The organism is Aeromonas sp. R2-3, assembly GCF_040908375.1.
Taxonomy (GTDB): domain Bacteria; phylum Pseudomonadota; class Gammaproteobacteria; order Enterobacterales; family Aeromonadaceae; genus Aeromonas; species Aeromonas veronii.
The window spans coordinates 102756-124710 of record NZ_JBFODP010000015.1; the positions used below are offsets into that span (position 1 = coordinate 102756).

The following is a 21955-nucleotide window of genomic DNA, read 5'->3' on the forward strand; positions in this document are numbered from 1 at the left end:
GCCGGAGGCTGACATGCTGACCATTGCCGATCACACCTTCTCATCGCGCCTCTTTACCGGCACCGGCAAGTTTGCCCGCCCGGAACTGATGGCCGCCGCCATCGAGGCGAGCGGATCCCAACTGGTCACCATGGCTATCAAGCGGCTCGAACCGGGCAAGGCCCACGACGATATCCTGAGCCCCTTGCTGCAACTCGGGGTCAAGCTGCTGCCCAACACCTCCGGCGCCAAGACCGCCGCCGAGGCGGTATTTGCCGCCCACCTCGCCCGCGAGGCGCTGGGGACGAACTGGCTGAAGCTGGAGATCCACCCCGACCCGCGCTATCTGCTGCCCGATCCCATCGAGACGCTGAAAGCCGCCGAGCAGCTGGTGCAAGAGGGCTTTGTGGTGCTGCCCTACTGCGGCGCCGACCCCGTGCTCTGCAAGCGGCTGGAAGAGGTGGGCTGCGCCGCCGTGATGCCGCTCGGCGCGCCCATCGGCTCCAATCAGGGGTTGGTGACCCGGGAGTTTCTCTCCATCATCGTCGAGCAGGCCAATGTGCCTGTGGTGGTGGATGCGGGGATCGGTGCGCCGAGCCACGCGGCCGCCGCCTTTGAGCTGGGCGCCGATGCCGTGCTGGTCAACACCGCCATCGCGGTGAGCAGCGACCCGGTCGCCATGGGGCGCGCCTTTGCACTGGCTTGCACCGCCGGGCGCAGCGCCTATGAAGCTGGCCTTGGCGCCCGCGCCCTGCAGGCCCAAGCCTCCAGTCCGCTCACCGATTTTCTGGGGGCGTTATGAGTCATGATGCTGGCTCGGGGCAAGAGCCAATCGCCATGCCCTCTTTCTCGGTTTCTCCCGAGGCTGATGTGTTTAGCCCCCCTCTAGACTCTTCACAAAATAAGGGAGAGGGGTTGGGGGTGAGGGCACTGGGTGTAAGGGCTAAGGAGCCTTCCTTTCTCGACCGATGGCAGGCGCTGGAGTGGGACGATATCGGCATGCAGATCCGCGCCAAAACTGCCGCCGATGTAGCGCGAGCCCTGAGTACACCACGGCGCACTCTGGCCGATTTTATGGCGCTGATCTCGCCAGCCGCCGAAGCCTATCTGCCGCAGATGGCAGCCGAGGCCGAGCGGCTGACCCGCCAGCGTTTTGGCAACACCATCGGCTTCTATGTGCCGCTCTATCTGTCGAATCTTTGCGCCAACGACTGCACCTACTGCGGCTTCTCCATGAGCAACCGCCTCAAGCGCAAGACCCTGAATGCAGAGGAGATAGAACGCGAGTGTCTGGCCATCAAGGCGCGCGGTTTTGACAGCGTGCTGCTGGTGACCGGCGAGCACGAGCACAAGGTGGGGCTCGCCTATTTTCGCGAGGTGATGCCCATCATCCGCCGCCACTTCAGCACGGTGGGGATGGAGGTGCAGCCCCTCTCGCAGGCCGAATATGCCGAACTGAAAACCCTCGGCCTTGATGCCGTTATGGTCTATCAGGAGACCTACCACGCCCCCACCTACGCCCGCCACCATCTGCGTGGCAACAAGCGGGACATCGCATGGCGCCTCGCCACGCCGGATCGGCTCGGCCGCGCCGGTATCGACAAAATCGGCTTGGGGGCGCTGATCGGTCTCTCCTCGGACTGGCGCGCCGACAGCTACTTTGTCGCCGAGCATCTGAGCTGGCTTGAGCGTCACCACTGGCAGAGCCGCTACTCGCTCTCCTTCCCGCGCCTGCGCCCCTGCACCGGCGCTCTGGAGCCTGCCGTGGTCATGTCGGATCGCCAGCTGGCGCAGCTTATCTGCGCCTGGCGCCTCTTCTCGCCCACGCTGGACTTGTCGCTCTCGACCCGCGAGTCCGCCACCTTCCGCAACGGCGCGGTGCGCCTTGGCATCACCCAGATGTCCGCCGAGTCGCGCACCCAGCCGGGTGGCTATGCCGAGGGGGATAAAGAGGAGCTGGAGCAGTTCGCCATCCACGACGACCGCCCGGTGGGGGAAGTGGCCGCCGCCGTGCGGCAGGCGGGGTTGCAGCCGGTGTTCAAGGACTGGGAGCCCTTCTTGGGCCGATAGGGGCGGCCATGCCCCCCTTTGCCGGTGGCATCCCAGCGTCCAGCCAGACTCCGTGCCTGTGGCAAGCAGGCACGACTTCGCCGTGCGGGACGCGAGGCCGCTGGCCTCGACGGGGTTTCGCCCGCCCTTCGGGCCTGGGCGAGTAACTTTTCTTTGCGTGGCCAAAGAAAAGTCACCAAAAGAAAGGCCACCCCCGCCAACCCGACCGCTACGCGGTTTCCCTCAGGGCAGGTACAAGGTCGGACGGATCGCCGCAGACGGCACATCCCTGTGCCGGCTGCGTCTGCGCCATCATCCCTGATGGCGCTCCTGACCTTGCCCCTGCCCCTCGGCGGATTGGAGGGGGAACCAAAACCGTGCCCGCCATAACCTCGGGGAGTGGTCGTAGGGTGCAATAAACGGAGCGCATTGCATCCCTACATATTTCAGTTGCTTGTCGTACGGTTTGATAGATTTCTCTATATGAGGTATTTCTATCGCAAAGCTTCTTCTAGATAGAAACGAGGTCTTGCACTTATGAAAAATGAGCGGTGATCATAGCTTTGTTTTTTCTCTTTTTCAGATTCAGCTGCTTTTATTAAAATATTGAATGCGTCATCGTATAAAGAATTTAGGGTGTTGATATTTTCAACCTTTAATTCCACTCCTCTCTTTCTTGCACATTCACCTATTGCATATAAAAGATAGTAAGAAGCATGATTTATGAATGAGCTGACACTTCCCAATACGGATGTTTCTTTACTTTCTCTTGCTGCTTTCGCCTTCAGCATAATGTGTTTATATATTTCAAAAGCAATTATTATGTCGTCATCTGTAATGCTCTCGTCGAAGATGATGTCATATTTTTCTGAGAATATCACTTTTTTATCTGTTTTAGCTTCGGCAGGTATTCCGTTATATAATGACATTAATAACTGGCCTGCTTTCTCGGCATCAATTCTATAAGCAATTGGTTTGTTATAGTACTGGTTTCGTTTTCTTTCGTAAAAATATCCTTTTAAAAGTAGTGATTGTTCAAGATATTTTTGAACGAAATCATTAGAACGTATATCTCTGGATTTAACAGGGTTTTGACTGTTTGTATATTCAGCAATTTCATTGCTAAGAGACTCATTTTCAGTTTTATATATGCGGCATAATAAATCGACATTATCGAAATGCTCAGGTGACTCGGAAAGAGCATCCAACAAAGCATGAATCGTCTGGCATCCGTTGACTATTTGTAGGTCATGGAGTTGAACTAACGGCGCCCGAATACTTTTTGTGTATTCAAAACTCTTACAGGTTATTGTGATACCATTGTTAAAATAAAAGAAACGATGGCTATTTTCTGACTTTGCTGTGTTTTTAATATTTTTGTTTATCTTCGTTTTCTGCTTTAAATAAATCCTTACATTATCATCAAAAGCATCATCATGAACGCCATTAGATATAAGTTCATCATAGGTAACCGGTTCAGATGACAATCTAATGTCAGATTTTTTAGAAACAGCTTTTAATACTTCAGTAGCATCTATATTTGCGATTAGCGCATTGATATCACCATCAGCTTTTTCAAAGAAATTCTTATCTATTAGTCTTATTTTAGCATTGATCACCTCTTTATTTGTATTTGATATTATAGATACATATTCTTTTAGATTATGCTCAATGAATTGTACTTTGCTATATCTTGAGAGCGCATTTATAAAGCGGTCCCTCTCATCAGAGACTAGGCCATGATATAAATTACTGCATAAGTGTATCTTTATATCCACGATCGGGTGTTCTTTATATAACTCGTTTATCTCCTGTACTTTATCAGCCAAGACACTATTTATACCATTAGATAATGACTCTGACTCAGACATAAGGTCGGAGATAAAGCTGATTAGCTTATCTATTTCTCCGCTTGGGAAATTGTTTTTTGTTTTTTCGAAACTTTCGGTGTATTTGAAATTAAATATATGAATGCAAGCGGGGGTTGAACTATAGTCTATATAGACGGCATCGACACCTCTATCCTTTCCTTTTTTACTTGGATCAGCCTTGATATTTAGATATTCAGTATCCGTTAGTGATTGCTCTATCTCATCATCATTTATATTTAACAGTAATCCAATGGTTAGATAAGAAAATCCTTGTGAGCATTTTTGTAGGTTATTAGATTGAGTGACCTCTATAACTCTGTTATGGACTAACCCGAAGTCGTGTCTTGAATAGGTGTAATCTGTCATTATTTATATCCCTGAAATAAACATATATCATGTTAAAGATAGTAAAATGCACATTGCTATAGAAAAGCAAGAGGTATTTCATCAACGTGTGATATGTAGAACATTTTCTAACTATTTTATAATCATTAATGCGCGGGCTAAACTTGAGGTTCCTCATGTATTTGAATTACATCACCCTTACTTTCTGAATAATTAGAATCTGAGAGGGAGGAGCATAACCACCGTTAAATCACCTCAGGTAAACCAGTGAAATAGGTGCCGCTAAAAGATTCATTCTACGGGAACAAGGGCATAGATATGTGCATCCATAGGCTGGCCATGTAGGAAGATGCGGTTTCTTGCCCGGCATTCAAAGGTAGTCCCGGCGGCGATGGCAACAGCTTCGCTGGCGCTGTTGCCGATTCCCATCACGATCTCCAGCCGAAATAGTCCCAACTGCTGAAAGCCAAAGTCACGGAGCAGGGCGACCGCCTGTCGGGCGATACAACAGCCTTGGCGGGATTGACGTACCCAGTAACCGATATTGCCGTAGCGATGATGGGGTGACAGCTGGTTGATTCCTGCGCCACCCAGCAGTTGGCCGGTGGTGGCGCAGAAAATGCCCATGTCAAAGGCTCGTCCCGCCGCACAATCCAGATCGCAGCTGGCAAACCACTCCAGTGCACTTTCCCGGGTAAATGAACGGGAGCACCAGCTCATCCATTGGCCGACCGTCTCGATCGATTCGTGGGCCGCGCGGACAAACTCGTCGGTATCGCCCGCTTCGAATGGACGGATCACGAGTTGAGTGTTGGCAAGGCGCGGGAGTGCCATCACTTACCCTGCTTTTTCAGAAAGTAACTGATATGCCCCGGCGGCATATCGGGCAGCTGGCCAAAGACTTCGTAACCCTGCTTCTGGTAGAAGGGGAGGGCCTGAAAACTGGTGGTTTCCAGATGGTAGTTGCTGATGCCCTTGCTTTGGGCGTACTGCTCCATGGCGCCGAGCAGGCGGCCGCCCCAGCCATCGCGGCGGATGCTTTCGTCGATCCAGAGCCAGTCGACGTGCAGCCAGCCCCACTTGATGTCGGCAATGATGCCGCCGTGTACCTTGCCCTCTTTATCCTTGATAAAGCTGGCGATCCGCTCGCGCCGAAGTTCGTACAGTTGAGGGCCTGCCTGGCTTACGTTGTAGCCCGTCAGGCCAATGCGCAGCGCTTCGATCTCATCGTCCTGAGGCGGTTGGGGTGGGGTGAGTTGCATATGGGCTCCTGCGGTATGGGTTGTGGTGGCGGCAAAGGGTTAAAGCAATACCCGTTTGGACTCTGTTTGGTCAAGTGTTCTGGTCGCTCGCCACCAAGCGTGCATGGTATGGGGGCCAGTCAATGGCCCTTGCAACTTCCATCCCCCCTTGCATCACCCCAGAGTGAGGCGCAGACTGTTTGGCCTTGTTTTTATGCGATTCGATTCAAGGCAACCATCATGACTCCTGCCATCAACCTGCTGAAGAAGCTCAAAATCCCCCACAAGCTCTACCCCTACGAGTGCGAAGCCCACGACGATTTCGGCAAGCATGCCGCGACCCAGCTCGGGCTGCCGGAGGCGCAGGTGTTCAAGACTCTGGTCGCCCATCACGACAAGCAGGCGGTGGTGGCCATCGTTCCCTCATCCGGCATGTGCAGTCTGAAACAGCTGGCCAAGGCGACTGGCCTCAAGAAGGTGGAGATGATGAAACCGGCGGAAGCGGAGAAGCTGACCGGTTACAAGGTGGGTGGCATCAGCCCGCTGGGCCAGAAGAAATTGTTGCCCACTGTGCTCGACGAGTCGGCGCTGCAGTTTGACGAGATCCTGGTGAGCGGCGGCAAGCGCGGCCTCTCGGTCGGGGTGGCGCCGCAGGATATGCTGACGCTGATGAAGTGGATTGCCGCTCCCATCGGCGAAGAGTAGTGCCGGGCACGGTATGAACCTGCCCTCCGGGCCTGTGGCGGCCCGGAGGCGATGTGACTCGTGAGGATATCTGCCCGCATCCCCCTGTTTGTCGTGTTGCTTATCCTCGCACAGGCCGCGCCAAGGTGGGGTGCCCACGCTCAGGGCTACACTGAAAGTACCCTTTCAGCCAAGGCGCGGTTTATGTCACCCCTGCATCTGCTGGCTGCCGCTCTGCTCTGCGTGTTGTCGCTGACCGGACAGGCGGCCACCCGGTTTACCTATATCAGCCCGGAGAGCGAGCGGGATCCGCGTACCACTTATGATCGGGAGCTGCTGCGGCTCGCCCTCGACAAGACCCGTGAGCAGTTTGGCGACTATCTGCTGGAGCCTGCGCCGCCCATGACCAAGGCGCGCGAGCGGCTCAGCATGCAGCTCGACAGCTATCCCAACCTCTTTGTAATGGACAGCTACAGCAGCACCCGCGAGGATCTGGGGCTCGCCTATGTCCGTTTTCCCATCCATCTGGGGATCGTCAGCTACCGCATCTGTTTTGTCAGCCCGCAGCAAAAGGGGGCGGTGAGCAAAGTGACCGACCTCAAGGGGCTGCGGCAGTTTACCTTCGGTCAGGGCAAGGGGTGGCTGGATGTGGATATCCTGCGCTACGCCGGGATGGAGGTGGTGGAGGTGGAGGGGTACGAAAAGCTGTTCAAAATGGTGGCGCGGGGTCGCTTCGATCTCTTCTGCCGCGGGGTGAGCGAGCTGCGCAGCGAGCAGCTGACCCACAAGGAGATGACGGATCTGCTGGTGGATGATGCGCTGTTGATCTACTACCCGCTGCCTCGGGTCTTCTACACCAATCCCAACAATCGCGAGGCGCTCAAGCGGGTCGAGCGGGGGTTGCAGCTGGCGTGGCAGGATGGTTCGCTACAGGCGCTGTGGCGCAAGAGCTTTGGCCCGGCCATCGCCTTTGCCAAGCTCTCCCAGCGCCGGCTGTTGCGACTGGATAATCCCTTCCTCGACGGGATCAGCTTCGATTACCGCCCCTACTTCTACAATCCGCAGACCGATCGCTTCGGCGATTACTGAGGTGCCTGCCGCTGGCGGCAGAGGGCCAGCCAAGCCTCGGCAGTGCGGGAGAGATAGCGCTCACTCGGCCAGATCACCCCGAGTCGCCAGCTCAATTCGGGCTCCAGCGGCCGCAGCACCAGACCATCCGGAGTCAGCCGGTTGCAGACCGGCTCCGGCAAGAAGGCGACCCCCATGCCGCTGCGTACCATGGCGGTGAGAAAATCCCACTGGCTGCTGCGCGCCGCCAGCTGTGGCACAAAGCCCGCCTCCTGACACGCCTGCTCCAGCCGCTCGCTCAGGGTAAATGCTTGGGTATAGAGCAGGAAGGGCTCCTCCTGCAGGGACTCCAGCCGCAGCGGTGCCTCGCCATGCCAGCGCGGTTGATCTGGCAGCACTACCCGGATCGGGTATTGATCCAGCTCCAGCGCGCTGAGGGCGCCCCCCTCTTTGGTCGGCAGCATGGTGATGGCGAGATCCAGCTCCCCCTCCAGCACCGCCTGTTCAATGCGGCGACCGCCGTACTCCACCAGGGTCAGCTCCACCTTGGGATAGCGGGTGCGGTAGGCGCGGATCAGGTCCGCATAGACGTGACCCACCATGGGGGGAATGCCGAGGGTGAGGCGACCATGTTGCAGGCTCTGCAGATCCGCCAGTTCGGCCTCCAGCTGCTGCATCTCTGCCAATATGGTCTGGGCCCGGTTGAACAGCACCTGGCCGCTGTCGGTCAGGGTGAAGCGGCGTCCTTCCCGGTTGAGCAGGGGTTGGCCCAGCTCCTCTTCGATATTGCGGATCATCTTGCTGATGGTGGGCTGGGTGACGAACAGCTTTTCAGAGGCGCGGGTGAAGCTTTTTTCCCGCACCAGTTCGACAAAATAGCGCAGGGCGCGAATATCCATGGACTCTCTCGACTCGTGTTGGCGGGTGCGGGATGAAGCATGCCTATGCGGCATGAATTTGATAATTTTAATTCATTTCTGGCAGGTTTTGCTCAACTCTATACTGTGAGCCGGTTCACAGAAAGACGATGATCATGAAAGCCCTCTGCTTGCGCTGGTTACAGACTCCCTTCCAGATTGTGTTGCTGGCAGCCATCTGGCTGCTGGCCGATACCGCGGTGCGTACCCTCCATCTGCCGCTGCCCGCCAACCTCACCGGCATGCTGTTGCTGCTGGCCTGCATCCTGCTCGGGGTGGTCAAGGCGCAGTGGTTTGAGGCGGGGGCCCGCTGGTTGCTGGCGGAGATGCTGCTCTTCTTCGTGCCCGCCGTGGTGGCGGTGGTCAACTATCAGGATCTGTTGTTGCAGGAGGGGTGGCGCATCATGGTGGTGCTGCTGGTGAGCACTACGCTAGTGCTCGGCACCACGGCGCTGGTGGTGGACCGGGTTTACCGCCTCGAACTGAAACTGGCCCGCCGGAGTCGCCGTCATGTCTGATACCCTGCTCGGGTTGATCTGTTTCGCCCTCACCCTGCTCTTCTACTACGCCAGCAAATGGCTCTACGGCAAGAAACGCATTCTGCCGCTGATGCCGCTGCTGCTGGCGCCGACCCTGCTGGTGGCGGTAGTGCTGCTGTTCCACATCCCCTATCAGGATTACATGGCGGAATCCCACTGGCTGCTCTGGCTGCTGGGCCCCGCTACCGTCGCCTTCGCGGTGCCGGTCTACGAGAACCGCCAGCTCATACGTCGCCACTGGTTGTCGCTGTCGGTGGGGGTGGTCGCATCGGTCATCATGGCGGTGGGGAGTACCGTGCTGCTGGCCCGCTGGCTGGATCTCTCCGACATGCTGCAACGCAGTCTGGCGATGCGCTCCATCACTACGCCGTTTGCGGTGGAGGCGACCCGCGCCATCGGCGGTCAGAGCGATCTCACTGCGCTGTTTGTGGTGCTGACCGGCGTCATCGGCATGGCGGTAGGGGAGAGCGTGCTGACCGTGCTGGCCATTCGCAGCCGTCTAGGCAAGGGGGCGGGGTTTGGCGCCTCGGCCCACGGCGCTGGAACTGCCAGGGCCTATCAGATGGGTAATGAGGAGGGGGTGGTCTCCAGCATGGTGATGATGATTGCCGGCATGGTGACCGTGCTGCTGGCGCCCCTGCTGGGCCGGATGTTCTGGTAGGCCTGGCTTCCCTTTAGAAGGCGGCTTGTCCCGGCGCTACACTCTAGTGAGCCTGTATTTCCGGGATGAGCAGTATGACCTTTCATCGCCTCGCTTCCTGCTTGCTGCTGTGCAGCCTTTCCCTCCTTGCCACTCCCCTACGGGCGAGCGACGTCATCACTCATATCAGCCCCGAGAGCGATCGGGACTTGCGTACCCTCTATTTTCGCGATCTGTTGCAGCTGGCGCTGGAGAAGACCCGCGATAGCTTCGGTGACTACGAGCTGCGGACCGCGCCGCCGATGAACCGTATCCGGATGCGACAGATTGTGCAGACTCAGCAATACCCCAATCTGTTTGTGGCCGACAGTCTGCGTCCGGCCGCAGAGAGCGGAGCGCTGGATTACGTCCGTTTTCCGGTGGAGCTGGGTATCCTCGGTTATCGCATCTGCTTTGTCAGTCCGCAGCAGGCCGATGCGGTGGCAAGGGTCAATACCCTGGCCGAGCTGCAGCAATTTCTGCACGGGCAGGGACGTGGCTGGCAGGATGCGGAGATCCTGCGTCATGGGGGATTCAAGGTGCAGGAAATCGACGGTTACGAGCGGCTGTTCAAGCTGGTGGCCCGTGGCCGCATCGACCTCTTCTGCCGCGGTGCCAACGAGCTCTTTATCGAGCAGGAGCAGCACAGTGATCTGCCCGGCCTCACCGTGGATCGGCGAGTGGCGCTGCACTATCCCTTCCTCCACCTCTTCTACACCCACAAGGATAATCAGGCCGCCATCCGCCGCCTCTCGGTCGGGCTCAAGCTGGCGTGGCGGGATGGCTCGTTGCAACAGCTCTGGCTGCGCCACTTCAAACCTTCCCTCGAGCAGGCGCAGCTCCCCAAGCGCCTGTTGTTCGAGTTGGCCAATCCGCGCCTTGATAAGGTGGATTTTGATTATCGGGCCTACCACTATAACCCCGTCGACGGGACGTTCGGGCCCGGGCTGCCTTGATCCTGATGGTGCTGTTACCGGATAAAGGGCCGTCTCTGCTGATGTGCTTAATCATGCCAATAAGGCATGTTTTTTATTATTTAAATTCATTTTTTGAAGGTTGGTGCGCTGCATATACTGGGGGTCGCTTCACGGTTCAGGTTTGCTCCTGCCCGCTTCTGGCTTGTGCGAGTGAGCCTGAATCGTCCTGCTGCGGCGTCTTGATGTTCTGCATGAAGGCGTCCATCACTGGGCCGGGATCGATCCCGGCAGGTATTACAGCTGACGGAGCCTTGTTATGTTTAATCCCCACTCTTGCGCCCTGATTGTCGAAGGGGGCGCGATGCGCGGCATCTTTGCCAGCGGCGTGCTCGATGCGTTTGTCGAAAGTCACCACTACCCGTTCGATTTCGTCATGGGCGTCTCGGCCGGTGCCACCAATCTGGTCTCCTACCTGAGCGAGCAGCCGCGCCGTAGTCACCACATCATCACCGAACTGGCTTGCAGCTCCCGTTTTCTCGATCCCCTGCGTTTCGTCAAAGGGGGCGATCTGGTGGATATCGGTTGGCTGTGGCAGGCCAGTCGCCATCGCTTCCCGCTCGATCTCGACACTTTCTGCGCCCGCGACATTCCCTTCTACGCGGTGGCGACCGATGTGGTGAGCGGCAAGGCCATCTATCTGCCGGTGCGGCCCGACAACATGGATGAGGTGCTGACCGCTACCTGCGCCCTGCCGGTGGTGCAGCACGATACCCCCTGCGTCGATGGTCGCCCGATGGCCGATGGCGGGATCAGCGACTCCATTCCGGTGATCGAGGCCTATCGTCGCGGGGCGCGGCGGATGACGGTGGTGCTGTCAGAACCCTGGGGCTATCGCAAGAAGCCGGCCCGTTTCTGCTGGATGGTCAAAGCCTTGCTGAAAACCCAGCCTGCACTGGCGCAAGCCATGCTGGAGCGGGATCGCGCCTACAACCAAGCGCTCGATTTCATCGCCAATCCCCCTGCCGATTGCGAGATCGAGGTGATCGCGCCACCGGCCGATTTCATGGTCTCCCGTTTTACCCAGGATCCGGTCAAGCTGGAGTCCGGTTATCTGCAGGGCTACTGGCAGGGGCGCCAGAGCCTGCTGCGGGCCCGTGGAGAGGCGCGAGCGGTGGCCTGACTGGTTTGCCGGGTGCTGAATGTGATGCGTTGAACATAAAAAGGGGAACCTCGCGGTTCCCCTTTTGCATGCTTGTGCGGCAGTCGCTGGTTACAGCATCTGCTTGAGGCGATAGAGCAGATCCAGCGCCTGTCGCGGGGTGAGCTCGTCCGGGCGCACCGCTTCCAGCTCATCGACTACCGGATGGCGATGGGGCGCCATGGCCACCGGGGCCGGGCGGCTTTCACCGGCGGCCACCGGGGTGGCGCTTTCCAGCTCATGCAGCTTGTGGCGGGCCTGCTGGATTACCGATTTCGGCACCCCCGCCAGTGCGGCAACTTGCAGACCGTAGGAGCGGCTGGCAGCCCCTTCCTGCACCGCGTGCATAAAGGCGATGGTGTCGCCGTGCTCCACCGCATCGAGGTGGACGTTGGCCAGCCCGCTCATCAGCTCCGGCAAGCGGGTCAGCTCGAAGTAGTGGGTGGCAAACAGGGTGTAGGCGCCGATCTTGCTTGCTAGTTGCTCTGCACAGGCCCACGCCAGCGAGAGGCCGTCGTAGGTGCTGGTGCCGCGGCCAATTTCGTCCATCAGCACCAGACTGCGGGCGGTGGCGTTGTTGAGGATATTGGCAGTCTCGGTCATCTCCACCATAAAGGTGGAGCGGCCGGAGGCGAGATCGTCCGATGCCCCGATGCGGGTAAAGATGCGGTCGATGGGGCCGATGCGGGCGCTGTCGGCGGGGACGAAGGCACCGATGTGGGCCAGCAGCACGATCAGCGCGGTCTGGCGCATATAGGTGGATTTACCGCCCATGTTGGGACCTGTGATGATCAGCATCCGCCGCTCCCGCTCCAGCCGGATCGGGTTGGCGATAAAGGGGTCGGTCATCACCTGCTCAACCACCGGATGGCGGCCTGCTTCAATGATGATCTGATCCTCGTCGATGAGGGTCGGGCAGCGATAGTCGAGGGTCTCGGCCCGCTCGGCCAGATTGGCCAGCACGTCCAGCTCTGCCAGTGCGGCTGCGGAATCCTGCAGATCGCCGAGGTGGGGCAGCAGGGCATCGAGCAGCTCTTCGTAGAGCCGTTTCTCCAGCGCCAGCGCCTGGGACTGGGCTGTGAGTACCTTGTCCTCGTACTTCTTCAGCTCATCGATGATGTAGCGTTCGTTGTTCTTGAGGGTCTGGCGGCGGATGTAGTGGGCCGGCACCAGATGGCTGTTGGCGCGGCTCACCTCAATGTAGAAGCCGTGCACCTTGTTGTAGCCCACCTTGAGGGTATTGATGCCGGTCAGCAGCTTCTCCCGCTCCTCGATGCGGGCGAGGCTGGCGGTGGCGCCGTTGGCGAGATCCCGCAGCTCGTCCAGCTCCTGATTGAAGCCGTCACGGATCACGCCACCATCGCGGATCAGCACTGGCGGCACCTCCATCACCGCGCGCTCCAGCAGGTCGAGCAGCTCGGGGAAGGTGCTGGCGCGCTCGGCCAGCTGCTGCACCGCTTCGTGTTCGTTATCTGCCAGCAGGCGCTGCAAATCGGGCAGCTGGGCGAAGGCCTGACGCAGACGGGTGAGGTCGCGCGGACGGGCCGAACGCAGGGCGAGACGAGCCAGCACCCGCTCCACATCCCCCACCTGACGCAGCAGGCTGCCCAGTTCATCGTAGAGGTTCTGCTCAATGAGCTCCTTGATGGTGCTCTGGCGGCCTTTCAGGATCACCCGATCGCGGATCGGCTGGTGGATCCAGCGCTTGAGCAGGCGGCTGCCCATGGGGGTAGCGGTGCGATCCAGCACCTCGGCCAGGGTATTTTCGTAGCCACCGGCCAGATTCTGGGTCAGCTCCAGATTGCGGCGGGTGGCGGCATCCATGATGACCGCATGATCCGGCTGCTCAAGGCGCACGTTGCGGATGTGGGGCAGGGCGGTGCGCTGGGTATCTTTGACGTACTGCATCAGGCAACCGGCGGCGCACAGGGCGGTCTCGCTCTTGTCGACGCCAAATCCCACCAGATCCTGGGTACCGAACTGCTGGCAGAGTAGCTTGCGAGCGGTGCCCAGCTCAAACTCCCACTCCGGGCGGCGACGCAGGCCGCGGCGACCCTCTATATGGTGCAGGAATTCGAACGATTCGGGGTAGAGCAGCTCGGCCGGATTGGTGCGTTGCAGCTCTGCCAGCAGGGTCTCTTCCTTCTCGAACTGGTTGATGAAGAAGCGGCCGGAGCCGATGTCCATGGTGCCGTAGCCGAAGCGGCGGCCATCGTGGTAGACGGCGGCGATCAGGTTGTCCTGTCGCTCGCTGAGCAGCGCCTCGTCGGAGACGGTACCCGGGGTGATGATGCGAATGACCTTGCGCTCCACCGGCCCCTTGCTGGTGGCGGGATCCCCCACCTGTTCGCAGATGGCGGCGGATTCGCCGAGCTGCACCAGCTTGGCCAGATACCCTTCGATAGCGTGATAGGGCACCCCCGCCATCGGGATGGGGCTGCCCGCCGACTGACCGCGCTTGGTCAGGGAGATATCGAGCAGCTGGGAGGCCTTGCGGGCATCGTCATAGAACAACTCGTAGAAGTCGCCCATCCGGTAGAACAGCAGGATCTCCGGGTTCTCGGCCTTGAGGCCAAGGTACTGCTGCATCATGGGGGTGTGGGCGCTCAGATTGGCGCCGGGAGCGGAGCTGGTGGCGCCGCTGGCTTGGTGTTGTGCGGTCATGTTCTGTTCCAGAAGGGGCCTCTGCGGGCCAGTGTCTGCGGTGATGAGCCTTGAGCTTGATGGCGCCATTCTACACATAAGCGCCGCGCCGGGGGAGCGGGTGTTCCGGGCGCGGTTGTTCTGCACTATTGAAGGCATGACACAGGTGCGGCACCGCAAATTGCGGCAGGCAAGGGCGGTCTGCCGTGGTTGCGGGCGGCGCTAGCGGGATCGCATAATGTGCCTCTTGAGCGGATCAGAAGGAGTCGTGATGAAACTGGATGCAGAGATAGAGCACCTTGCCATCGAGCTGGGACGGGCCCTTGGCCAGCGGGGCTGGCTGGCGGCGACCGCCGAATCCTGTACCGGCGGCGGGGTGGCCAGCGCCATCACCGACATCGCGGGCAGCTCCGGCTGGTTCGATCGCGGATTTGTCACCTACACCAACGAGGCCAAGCAGCAGATGTTGGGGGTGAGCAGCGAGAGCCTGGATCAGCACGGTGCAGTGAGCGAGGCGGTGGTGCTGGAGATGGCCCGCGGCGCGCTGGCGCACTCGTCTGCCTCCATCAGCGTTGCTATCAGTGGCATCGCCGGCCCCGGCGGCGCCACCGAGGGCAAGCCGGTCGGCACCGTCTGGTTCGCCTGGGCCGACCGCAACGGTCGTCACCACTCCCTGCTCGCCCGCTTCGACGGAGATCGCCGACAGGTACGCCAGCAGGCGGTGAGACAGGCCTTGTCGGGTCTGTTGGCCCTGCTCAGATAAATTGGGCTTGATACTGTATGAATAGACAGTATACTTAGTCCAACTTCACTTCTTACTCACGATTTCCAGCGGAGATTGGCATGGATCAGAACAAACAGAAGGCACTGGCGGCTGCGCTGGGTCAGATTGAAAAGCAGTTCGGCAAAGGTTCCATCATGCGTCTGGGCGACAGCAAGACCATGGATATCGAAGCCATCTCTACCGGTTCCCTCTCGCTGGACGTGGCGCTGGGCATTGGCGGTCTGCCGTGTGGCCGTATCGTCGAAATCTACGGCCCGGAATCTTCCGGTAAAACTACCCTCACCCTGCAGGTGATCGCGGAAGCCCAGAAGAAGGGCAAAACCTGTGCCTTCGTCGATGCGGAACACGCCCTCGACCCTATCTATGCTGCCAAGCTGGGCGTCAACGTCGACGACCTGCTCATCTCTCAGCCGGATACCGGTGAACAGGCGCTGGAGATCTGCGACATGCTGGTTCGCTCCAACGCGGTTGACGTCATCATCGTCGACTCCGTGGCGGCCCTGACGCCGAAAGCGGAAATCGAAGGGGAGATGGGTGACTCCCACGTTGGTCTGCAGGCCCGTCTGATGTCCCAGGCGCTGCGCAAGCTGACTGCCAACATCAAGAACGCCAACTGCCTGTGCATCTTCATCAACCAGATCCGGATGAAGATCGGCGTCATGTTCGGTAGCCCGGAGACCACTACCGGTGGTAACGCGCTCAAGTTTTACGCCTCCGTGCGTCTGGATATCCGTCGTATCGGCGCCATCAAGGAAGGCGACGAAGTGGTCGGTAACGAGACTCGCGTCAAAGTGGTCAAGAACAAAGTTGCCCCGCCCTTCAAGCAGGCTGAATTCCAGATCTTCTACGGTGCCGGTATCTCCAAAGAGGGCGAGCTGGTGGATCTCGGCGTCAAGCACAAGCTGATCGACAAGGCCGGCGCCTGGTACAGCTACAACGGCGAGAAGATCGGTCAGGGCAAGGCCAACGTGATGAAGCTGTTCGCCGAGAACAAGGTGATGGCTGGCGAAGTGGAAGCCCGCCTGCGCGAGCTGCTGCTCTCCGGGGCCGTGCCAGTCGATGACAAGGCTGCACCGGTTGAGGCAGACGAGTTCGATGCCGAAAGCGAACAAGAGTTCGAATAAGGAACAAAGGAAGGCCGGGTAGATACCCGGCCTTGTTATTTATGATGGTTGATGAATCTGCTGACAAACCTGTCGAACTCGCCTTTGAAGAACAACTGGCTGCGGCCCGCGGCTATGCCATGCGCAGTCTGGCCCGCCGCGAGAGTGCCGAGTCAGAGCTGGCCAACCGGCTGCGCCAGCAGGGCTTCAATGAAGAGGTGATCGAGGTGGTGGTCGACTACTGCCGCGGTTACAACTGGGTCAATGACGAACGTTACGGCGGTATGGCAGTACGGGCCGGTGCCGCCAAGGGGCATGGCCCCATCAAGATCCGCTTCGATCTGCGCCGCAAGGGGCTCGACGATATGCAGATTGATGCCGCATTCGATCAGCCGGAGCTGGACTGGTTCGAACTGGCGTTTGCCCTGCTAGAACGGCGCGCCCGGGTGGCCGATCTGGCGGATTTCAAGCTGCGGATGAAGTGGCTCAAGTACCTGCTGGGGCGCGGCTTTACCCAGGATCAGGCACGTTATGCCATCTCTGCCCTGCAGGAGCGGGAGGAGTAACGCCACTGCGTGACAAACGTCGTTTCACCTCTCCTTGTGGCAGGTTTTCCCTGCCCGCTCAGTAGCTTGCGTAAGCAATCCCGAAAAAGCCGCCTTTTGTTCATCTCATCCCTCTTTATGCGCTGCTTTTTTGCCTCTCGACAGTGGAAAAAGCCACTGTAGGCGGTGCCGCTCTTTTCTGGCCCGTTTATGTGCGCTTTTTCGCCCGTGGCGGCCCTGTCCGTTTTACTTTACCCCGCAGAAAACTTACATTAATGCGGTTAAAAGTCCGTATTCGAATCAAGCAGGATTTTCCATGTATATGTCCACGTCAGAGATTCGCGCTGCGTTTCTCGAGTATTTCCGTTCCCAGGGGCACCAGGTTGTCTCCTCCAGCTCGCTGGTACCGCATAACGACCCGACCCTGTTGTTTACCAACGCGGGTATGAACCAGTTCAAGGATGTGTTCCTTGGCGCAGACAAGCGTGCCTACAATCGCGCGACGACTTCCCAGCGTTGCGTGCGTGCCGGTGGTAAGCACAATGATCTGGAAAACGTCGGCTATACCGCTCGTCACCACACCTTCTTTGAAATGCTGGGCAACTTCAGCTTCGGTGACTACTTCAAGCAGGATGCCATCAAGTTTGCATGGGGCTTCCTGACCGAGGTGCTGCAGCTGCCGAAAGATCGCCTGCTGGTGACCGTCTACGCGACTGACGATGAAGCTTTCGATATCTGGGAAAAAGAGGTCGGTGTGCCGGCCGATCGCATCGTCCGCATCGGTGACAACAAGGGTGCCCCTTACGCTTCTGACAACTTCTGGGCGATGGGCGATACCGGCCCGTGTGGTCCCTGCACCGAGATCTTCTATGACCACGGCGATCACATCTGGGGTGGCCGTCCCGGCTCACCGGAAGAGGATGGTGACCGTTTCATCGAGATCTGGAACGTGGTCTTCATGCAGTTCAACCGTCAGGCTGACGGCACCATGGAGCCGCTGCCGCGTCCGTCTGTTGATACCGGTATGGGTCTGGAGCGTATCTCCGCCATCATGCAGGGTGTCCACTCCAACTACGAAATCGACATCTTCCAGGCGCTGATCAAGAAAGCGGCCGAGATTGTCGGCACCACCGATCTGAGCAACCAGTCCCTGCGCGTCATCGCTGACCACATCCGCTCCTGCGCCTTCCTGGTGGCAGATGGCGTGATGCCGTCCAACGAAGGTCGTGGCTATGTGTTGCGTCGCATCATCCGCCGCGCCGTGCGTCACGGTCGCAAGCTGGGTGCGACCGATGTCTTCTTCTACAAACTGGCTGCCGAGCTGGCCGTGCAGATGAAGGATGTCGCTGCCGAGCTGATCGCCCAGCTGCCGCTGGTCGAGCGCGTGCTGCGTATCGAAGAGGAGCAGTTCGTCCGCACCCTGGATCGTGGTCTGCTGCTGCTGGAAGACGCTCTGGCCAATCTCGGCGATGCCAAGGTGATTCCGGGTGAGGTGGTGTTCAAGCTCTATGACACTTACGGCTTCCCGGCCGACCTGACTGCCGACGTGGTGCGCGAGCGCGAGATCGGCATCGACGAAGAGGGCTTCAAGGCCGAGATGGAGAAGCAGCGTGCTCGCGCCAAAGAGGCCTCCAGCTTCGGCGTGAACTACAACGAGATGCTCAAGCTCGACTTCGAGACCCCCTTCACCGGTTACAAGACCCTGACCGAGCGTACCCGCGTGGTCGGTATCTACAAGGGTGTGGAAGAGGTGAGCGGTCTTATCGCAGGTGACGAAGCGGTCATCGTGTTGGAAGAGACCCCCTTCTACGCCGAGTCCGGCGGCCAGATTGGCGACAGCGGTACCCTGAAAGTGGACGACGGCATCTTTGCCGTGACCGACACCCTGAAAGCGGGCAAGGCGATTATCCACAAGGGCTACATGGAGCTGGGCACCCTAGAGAAGGGCGCCGAAGTGGAAGCCGTGGTTGACGCTGACCGTCGTCAGGCCATCGCCCTGAACCACTCCGTGACTCACCTGCTGCACGCTGCCCTGCGTCAGGCACTGGGCGAGCATGTCACCCAGAAAGGTTCTCTGGTTGGGGCTGAGCGCATGCGCTTTGACTTCTCCCACTTCGAGGGGCTGACCATGGCGACCATTCGCCGGGTCGAGGAGCTGGTCAACAACCAGATCCGCGCCAACCACGAAATCACCACCCAGCTGATGGATCTGGAAGCGGCCAAGTCCGCCGGTGCCATGGCGCTGTTTGGTGAAAAATATGAAGACGACGTGCGCGTGGTGCGTATGGGTGACTACTCCACCGAGCTGTGCGGCGGTACTCACGCCAAGCGCACCGGTGATATCGGCTTCTTCAAGATCATCGCCGAGAGCGGTATCGCAGCTGGCGTGCGCCGTATCGAAGCGGTGACCGGCAAAGCCGCCATCGACTTCATGCATCAGGTTGGCGAGCAGATCGAAGAGGCTGCTGCCCTGGTGAAAGGCGACCAGTTCTGCATCGCCGACAAGGTTCGCCAGATGCTGGACAAGGCCAAGATGATGGAGCGCGAGCTGGAGCAGCTCAAGGCCAAACTGGCCGCTCAGGCCGGTAACGACCTGCTGGGTCAGGTGATCGAGATCAACGGTCAGAAGGTGCTGGTTGCAGCGCTGGAAGGTGCCGATCCGAAATCCCTGCGCGGCATGCTGGACGAGCTGAAGAACCAGATGAAGTCCGGTGTTGTGTTGCTGGCAACCTGTGCCGACGGCAAGGTCAACCTGATCGCCGGTGTCACCAACGACCTGACCGGCAAGGTCAAGGCCGGTGAGTTGGTCAATCTGGTTGCCCAGCAGGTGGGTGGCAAGGGCGGTGGCCGTCCGGACATGGCACAGGCGGGTGGTACCCAGCCTGAGGCGGTGCCGGCAGCGCTGCAATCCGTTCACTCCTGGCTGGAAGAGCGCCTGTAATCGGGCGAGGTGATCTGTGGCACTCTATGTACAGAAGTACGGCGGCACCTCGGTCGGCACACTGGAGCGGATCGAGGCGGTAGCTGAGCGGGTCGAGCAGACCCGCGCCCAGGGACACGACGTGGTGGTGGTTGTCTCCGCCATGTCGGGCGAAACCAACCGGTTGCTGGGCATGGCCCAGCAACTGGATCCTGATGCCAACCGGCGGGAGATGGATGTACTGGTCTCCACCGGTGAGCAGGTCACCATAGCGCTGCTGGCCATCGCGTTGAACAAACGCGGTTGTCCTGCGGTCTCAATGACCGGTGATCAGGTACGGATTCACACCGATTCCGCCTATGGCAAGGCGCGCATCACCCACATCGACACCGAGCTGGTTCATGCCGAACTGGCTGCGGGCAAGGTGGTGGTGATTGCCGGTTTCCAGGGCCGTGACGAGCATAACGCCATCACGACGCTGGGCCGCGGCGGTTCGGATACCACGGCGGTTGCCGTGGCGGCGGCCATCAAGGCCGATGAGTGCCAGATCTTTACCGATGTGGATGGGGTATACACCACGGATCCGCGCATCGAGCCCAAGGCGCGTCGTCTCGACACCATCACCTTCGAGGAGATGCTGGAGATGGCAAGTCTCGGTGCCAAGGTGTTGCAGATCCGATCGGTGGAGTTTGCGGGCAAGTACCGCGTCCCGCTGCGGGTGCTGTCGAGCTTTATCGATGGAGAGGGAACCTTAATCACATATGGAGGTGATAGGATGGAAGCTCCCCTGGTATCCGGGATCGCTTTTAACCGCAACGAGGCCAGCCTGACCATTCTGGGCGTGCCGGACAGACCAACCGTTGCCGCGCAGATCCTGAATCCGATCAGCGACGCCAACATTGATGTCGACATGATTGTGCAGAACACCCTGGGAGATGGTACCGCCGACTTCACCTTCACGGTGAATCGTGACGACTATCGCCGCGCCCGGGCACTGCTGGAGGAGACCGCCACCGAACTTGGCGCCTCCTGCGTGCAGGGAAATGGCGAGATTGCCAAGGTCTCCATTGTCGGTGTCGGCATGTGGAACCATCCCGGTGTTGCGCGCACCATGTTCAAGGTATTGGGCGAGGAGGGGATCAACATGCAGTTGATCTCGACCTCTGAAATCAAAATCTCTGTGGTAATTGACGAGAAGTATCTGGAGCTGGCGGTGCGAGCCCTGCACGCGGCTTTCGGGTTGGATCAGGCACCGCAAGAGCAGCCCTTGGGCTAACAATCTCTGATTGATTTAGTTTCAACCATTTACCATATCGGTATCTTTGTTAGATAATGTCGCATATCGATATAAAAACAAAACAGGATACAGGAGCAAGCGAATGCTTATTTTGACTCGTCGTGTTGGGGAAACCCTGATGATTGGTGATGAAGTGACTGTCACCGTACTGGGCGTTAAAGGCAACCAGGTCCGTATCGGTGTTAACGCGCCGAAAGAGGTCTCCGTACACCGCGAAGAGATCTACCAGCGCATCCAGGCCGAGAAAGTTCCGGGCCAACCGGGCTTCTAAGCCACTTTCATGGCTGTGACAAGGCGACACCTTATGTGTCGCCTTTTGTTTTTTCCGGCCCCCGGAAATCGCCCTGCAGGGCGCGAATCTGCGGGATAAGTGCCGATATTGTTTGAATATTCCACGCTTTGACCAAATGCTGAGCGAACGCACTTTTTTCTCCAAAAAAGTGTTTGACTAAAAATCCCTGTGAAGTATTATCAGCCCCGCAAACGGAGAGGTGGCCGAGAGGCTGAAGGCGCTCCCCTGCTAAGGGAGTATGCGGCTTATACCCGCATCGGGGGTTCGAATCCCCCCTTCTCCGCCATTTGCGCCCGTAGCTCAGCTGGATAGAGTACCTGGCTACGAACCAGGTGGTCAGAGGTTCGAATCCTCTCGGGCGCACCATATTACGACTCAAGCAAGAGTCATGTGTTGACCATCAGCAAGTCGACACTTTGGAAAAGGCTTACTGATAAGTAAGCTTTTTTTATCGTTTTAAAACAGGGCGCCCGTAGCTCAGCTGGATAGAGTACCTGGCTACGAACCAGGTGGTCAGAGGTTCGAATCCTCTCGGGCGCACCATTTAAAACGACACAACGATTTATGAGCGCCCGTAGCTCAGCTGGATAGAGTACCTGGCTACGAACCAGGTGGTCAGAGGTTCGAATCCTCTCGGGCGCACCATTTTTCAAGCAGTACACAAAAGTTTGTGAGCGCCCGTAGCTCAGCTGGATAGAGTACCTGGCTACGAACCAGGTGGTCAGAGGTTCGAATCCTCTCGGGCGCACCATATTTCAAGCAGTACCAAAAGTTTATGAGCGCCCGTAGCTCAGCTGGATAGAGTACCTGGCTACGAACCAGGTGGTCAGAGGTTCGAATCCTCTCGGGCGCACCATACAGACAGCCTCGACTTCGGTCGGGGC

At 58.6% G+C, this 21955-nt stretch carries 19 protein-coding genes and 6 tRNA genes; 20 read left to right on the top strand and 5 right to left on the bottom strand.

The window, feature by feature from the left end; genetic code table 11:
• Window positions 1–13 precede the first annotated feature (13 nt).
• Complete coding sequence (locus AB5Z02_RS04710) at window positions 14–781, top strand: thiazole synthase (RefSeq protein ID WP_320545472.1); 768 nt, start codon at window positions 14–16, stop codon at window positions 779–781.
• Window positions 782–816: 35 nt separating this feature from the next.
• A complete protein-coding gene (gene thiH / locus AB5Z02_RS04715; protein ID WP_368215431.1) occupies window positions 817–2049 on the top strand; it encodes a 2-iminoacetate synthase ThiH in 1233 nt (410 codons plus the stop codon).
• Between the two features lie 473 nt (window positions 2050–2522).
• On the opposite strand, the gene AB5Z02_RS04720 is transcribed toward thiH, so the two are convergent.
• The 3 genes from AB5Z02_RS04720 to AB5Z02_RS04730 all read right to left on the bottom strand — a co-directional run bounded on the left by AB5Z02_RS04720 (window position 2523) and on the right by AB5Z02_RS04730 (window position 5506).
• Window positions 2523–4265: an AIPR family protein gene (locus AB5Z02_RS04720; RefSeq protein WP_267513551.1), complete on the bottom strand. Its 1743-nt coding sequence runs from the start codon at window positions 4263–4265 to the stop codon at window positions 2523–2525.
• 270 nt (window positions 4266–4535) lie between these two features.
• Window positions 4536–5078: a GNAT family N-acetyltransferase gene (locus AB5Z02_RS04725; RefSeq protein ID WP_267513549.1), complete on the bottom strand. Its 543-nt coding sequence runs from the start codon at window positions 5076–5078 to the stop codon at window positions 4536–4538.
• The gene (locus tag AB5Z02_RS04730) at window positions 5078–5506 is read right to left on the bottom strand and encodes a GNAT family N-acetyltransferase (protein WP_113740401.1); all 429 of its coding nucleotides are present in this window, start codon (window positions 5504–5506) and stop codon (window positions 5078–5080) included. Before AB5Z02_RS04730 ends, AB5Z02_RS04725 begins: the two co-directional genes overlap by 1 nt.
• Window positions 5507–5725: 219 nt before the next feature.
• On the opposite strand from AB5Z02_RS04730, the gene ybaK reads away from it, so the two are divergent.
• Window positions 5726–6190 carry a Cys-tRNA(Pro) deacylase gene (gene ybaK / locus AB5Z02_RS04735; RefSeq protein ID WP_021231249.1) on the top strand — a complete coding sequence of 155 codons (465 nt, stop codon included), beginning with the start codon at window positions 5726–5728 and terminating at the stop codon, window positions 6188–6190.
• A gap of 183 nt (window positions 6191–6373) precedes the next feature.
• Window positions 6374–7258 carry a transporter substrate-binding domain-containing protein gene (locus tag AB5Z02_RS04740; RefSeq protein WP_368215418.1) on the top strand — a complete coding sequence of 295 codons (885 nt, stop codon included), beginning with the start codon at window positions 6374–6376 and terminating at the stop codon, window positions 7256–7258.
• Here the strand turns inward: AB5Z02_RS04740 and AB5Z02_RS04745 are convergent.
• Window positions 7252–8136 carry a LysR substrate-binding domain-containing protein gene (locus AB5Z02_RS04745; RefSeq protein WP_368215420.1) on the bottom strand — a complete coding sequence of 295 codons (885 nt, stop codon included), beginning with the start codon at window positions 8134–8136 and terminating at the stop codon, window positions 7252–7254. The genes AB5Z02_RS04740 and AB5Z02_RS04745 overlap by 7 nt on opposite strands.
• A gap of 134 nt (window positions 8137–8270) precedes the next feature.
• Here AB5Z02_RS04745 and AB5Z02_RS04750 point away from each other — a divergent pair, with 134 nt between their 5' ends.
• From AB5Z02_RS04750 to AB5Z02_RS04765, 4 genes are all read left to right on the top strand, one after another.
• A complete protein-coding gene (locus AB5Z02_RS04750; protein ID WP_088868378.1) occupies window positions 8271–8672 on the top strand; it encodes a CidA/LrgA family protein in 402 nt (133 codons plus the stop codon).
• The gene (locus AB5Z02_RS04755) at window positions 8665–9354 is read left to right on the top strand and encodes an LrgB family protein (protein WP_005341581.1); all 690 of its coding nucleotides are present in this window, start codon (window positions 8665–8667) and stop codon (window positions 9352–9354) included. Before AB5Z02_RS04750 ends, AB5Z02_RS04755 begins: the two co-directional genes overlap by 8 nt.
• A gap of 74 nt (window positions 9355–9428) precedes the next feature.
• Entirely contained in the window at window positions 9429–10328 is a 900-nt protein-coding gene (locus AB5Z02_RS04760) for a hypothetical protein (protein WP_245130923.1), read from the top strand.
• Window positions 10329–10605: 277 nt separating this feature from the next.
• Window positions 10606–11469 (top strand): patatin family protein, encoded by an 864-nt coding sequence (locus AB5Z02_RS04765; RefSeq protein ID WP_320545469.1) that lies wholly within the window; start codon window positions 10606–10608, stop codon window positions 11467–11469.
• Between the two features lie 90 nt (window positions 11470–11559).
• Here the strand turns inward: AB5Z02_RS04765 and mutS are convergent, their stop codons facing one another.
• Complete coding sequence (gene mutS / locus AB5Z02_RS04770) at window positions 11560–14079, bottom strand: DNA mismatch repair protein MutS (protein ID WP_320546203.1); 2520 nt, start codon at window positions 14077–14079, stop codon at window positions 11560–11562.
• Between the two features lie 322 nt (window positions 14080–14401).
• Here mutS and pncC point away from each other — a divergent pair, with 322 nt between their 5' ends.
• The 12 genes from pncC (at window position 14402) to AB5Z02_RS04830 (ending at window position 21927) form a co-directional block, all read left to right on the top strand.
• Window positions 14402–14893, top strand: a complete 492-nt coding sequence (gene pncC, locus AB5Z02_RS04775) for a nicotinamide-nucleotide amidase (RefSeq protein WP_139430204.1) — start codon at window positions 14402–14404, stop codon at window positions 14891–14893.
• Window positions 14894–14973: 80 nt separating this feature from the next.
• Window positions 14974–16038 carry a recombinase RecA gene (gene recA, locus AB5Z02_RS04780; protein WP_005348744.1) on the top strand — a complete coding sequence of 355 codons (1065 nt, stop codon included), beginning with the start codon at window positions 14974–14976 and terminating at the stop codon, window positions 16036–16038.
• 44 nt (window positions 16039–16082) lie between these two features.
• Window positions 16083–16583, top strand: coding sequence for a regulatory protein RecX (locus tag AB5Z02_RS04785; RefSeq protein ID WP_368215434.1), 501 nt, complete (start codon window positions 16083–16085; stop codon window positions 16581–16583).
• A gap of 295 nt (window positions 16584–16878) precedes the next feature.
• The gene (gene alaS / locus AB5Z02_RS04790; protein ID WP_005336056.1) at window positions 16879–19503 is read left to right on the top strand and encodes an alanine--tRNA ligase; all 2625 of its coding nucleotides are present in this window, start codon (window positions 16879–16881) and stop codon (window positions 19501–19503) included.
• Window positions 19504–19519: 16 nt separating this feature from the next.
• Window positions 19520–20758 carry an aspartate kinase gene (locus AB5Z02_RS04795; RefSeq protein WP_005336054.1) on the top strand — a complete coding sequence of 413 codons (1239 nt, stop codon included), beginning with the start codon at window positions 19520–19522 and terminating at the stop codon, window positions 20756–20758.
• 103 nt (window positions 20759–20861) lie between these two features.
• Window positions 20862–21050: a carbon storage regulator CsrA gene (gene csrA / locus AB5Z02_RS04800; protein WP_005336053.1), complete on the top strand. Its 189-nt coding sequence runs from the start codon at window positions 20862–20864 to the stop codon at window positions 21048–21050.
• A 214-nt stretch (window positions 21051–21264) separates the two neighbouring features.
• Window positions 21265–21357: transfer RNA gene (locus tag AB5Z02_RS04805), tRNA-Ser, on the top strand.
• A gap of 3 nt (window positions 21358–21360) precedes the next feature.
• Window positions 21361–21437 (top strand) — tRNA-Arg (locus AB5Z02_RS04810).
• Window positions 21438–21537: 100 nt separating this feature from the next.
• Window positions 21538–21614: transfer RNA gene (locus AB5Z02_RS04815), tRNA-Arg, on the top strand.
• Between the two features lie 25 nt (window positions 21615–21639).
• Window positions 21640–21716 (top strand) — tRNA-Arg (locus tag AB5Z02_RS04820).
• A gap of 29 nt (window positions 21717–21745) precedes the next feature.
• A tRNA-Arg gene (locus tag AB5Z02_RS04825) sits at window positions 21746–21822 on the top strand.
• A gap of 28 nt (window positions 21823–21850) precedes the next feature.
• A tRNA-Arg gene (locus tag AB5Z02_RS04830) sits at window positions 21851–21927 on the top strand.
• Window positions 21928–21955: the final 28 nt, after the last annotated feature.

Bases quoted from the DNA above. Each gene is read 5' to 3' on its own strand.
- AB5Z02_RS04725 (WP_267513549.1), bottom strand. From the start codon at position 5,078: ATGGCACTCCCGCGCCTTGCCAACACTCAACTCGTGATCCGTCCATTC.
- AB5Z02_RS04730 (WP_113740401.1), bottom strand. From the start codon at position 5,506: ATGCAACTCACCCCACCCCAACCGCCTCAGGACGATGAGATCGAAGCG.
- pncC (WP_139430204.1), top strand. From the start codon at position 14,402: ATGAAACTGGATGCAGAGATAGAGCACCTTGCCATCGAGCTGGGACGG.
- AB5Z02_RS04710 (WP_320545472.1), top strand. From the start codon at position 14: ATGCTGACCATTGCCGATCACACCTTCTCATCGCGCCTCTTTACCGGC.
- AB5Z02_RS04720 (WP_267513551.1), bottom strand. From the start codon at position 4,265: ATGACAGATTACACCTATTCAAGACACGACTTCGGGTTAGTCCATAAC.
- csrA (WP_005336053.1), top strand. From the start codon at position 20,862: ATGCTTATTTTGACTCGTCGTGTTGGGGAAACCCTGATGATTGGTGAT.
- alaS (WP_005336056.1), top strand. From the start codon at position 16,879: ATGTATATGTCCACGTCAGAGATTCGCGCTGCGTTTCTCGAGTATTTC.
- recA (WP_005348744.1), top strand. From the start codon at position 14,974: ATGGATCAGAACAAACAGAAGGCACTGGCGGCTGCGCTGGGTCAGATT.
- AB5Z02_RS04745 (WP_368215420.1), bottom strand. From the start codon at position 8,136: ATGGATATTCGCGCCCTGCGCTATTTTGTCGAACTGGTGCGGGAAAAA.
- AB5Z02_RS04755 (WP_005341581.1), top strand. From the start codon at position 8,665: ATGTCTGATACCCTGCTCGGGTTGATCTGTTTCGCCCTCACCCTGCTC.
- thiH (WP_368215431.1), top strand. From the start codon at position 817: ATGCCCTCTTTCTCGGTTTCTCCCGAGGCTGATGTGTTTAGCCCCCCT.
- AB5Z02_RS04760 (WP_245130923.1), top strand. From the start codon at position 9,429: ATGACCTTTCATCGCCTCGCTTCCTGCTTGCTGCTGTGCAGCCTTTCC.
- AB5Z02_RS04765 (WP_320545469.1), top strand. From the start codon at position 10,606: ATGTTTAATCCCCACTCTTGCGCCCTGATTGTCGAAGGGGGCGCGATG.
- AB5Z02_RS04785 (WP_368215434.1), top strand. From the start codon at position 16,083: ATGGTTGATGAATCTGCTGACAAACCTGTCGAACTCGCCTTTGAAGAA.
- mutS (WP_320546203.1), bottom strand. From the start codon at position 14,079: ATGATGCAGCAGTACCTTGGCCTCAAGGCCGAGAACCCGGAGATCCTG.
- AB5Z02_RS04750 (WP_088868378.1), top strand. From the start codon at position 8,271: ATGAAAGCCCTCTGCTTGCGCTGGTTACAGACTCCCTTCCAGATTGTG.
- ybaK (WP_021231249.1), top strand. From the start codon at position 5,726: ATGACTCCTGCCATCAACCTGCTGAAGAAGCTCAAAATCCCCCACAAG.
- AB5Z02_RS04740 (WP_368215418.1), top strand. From the start codon at position 6,374: ATGTCACCCCTGCATCTGCTGGCTGCCGCTCTGCTCTGCGTGTTGTCG.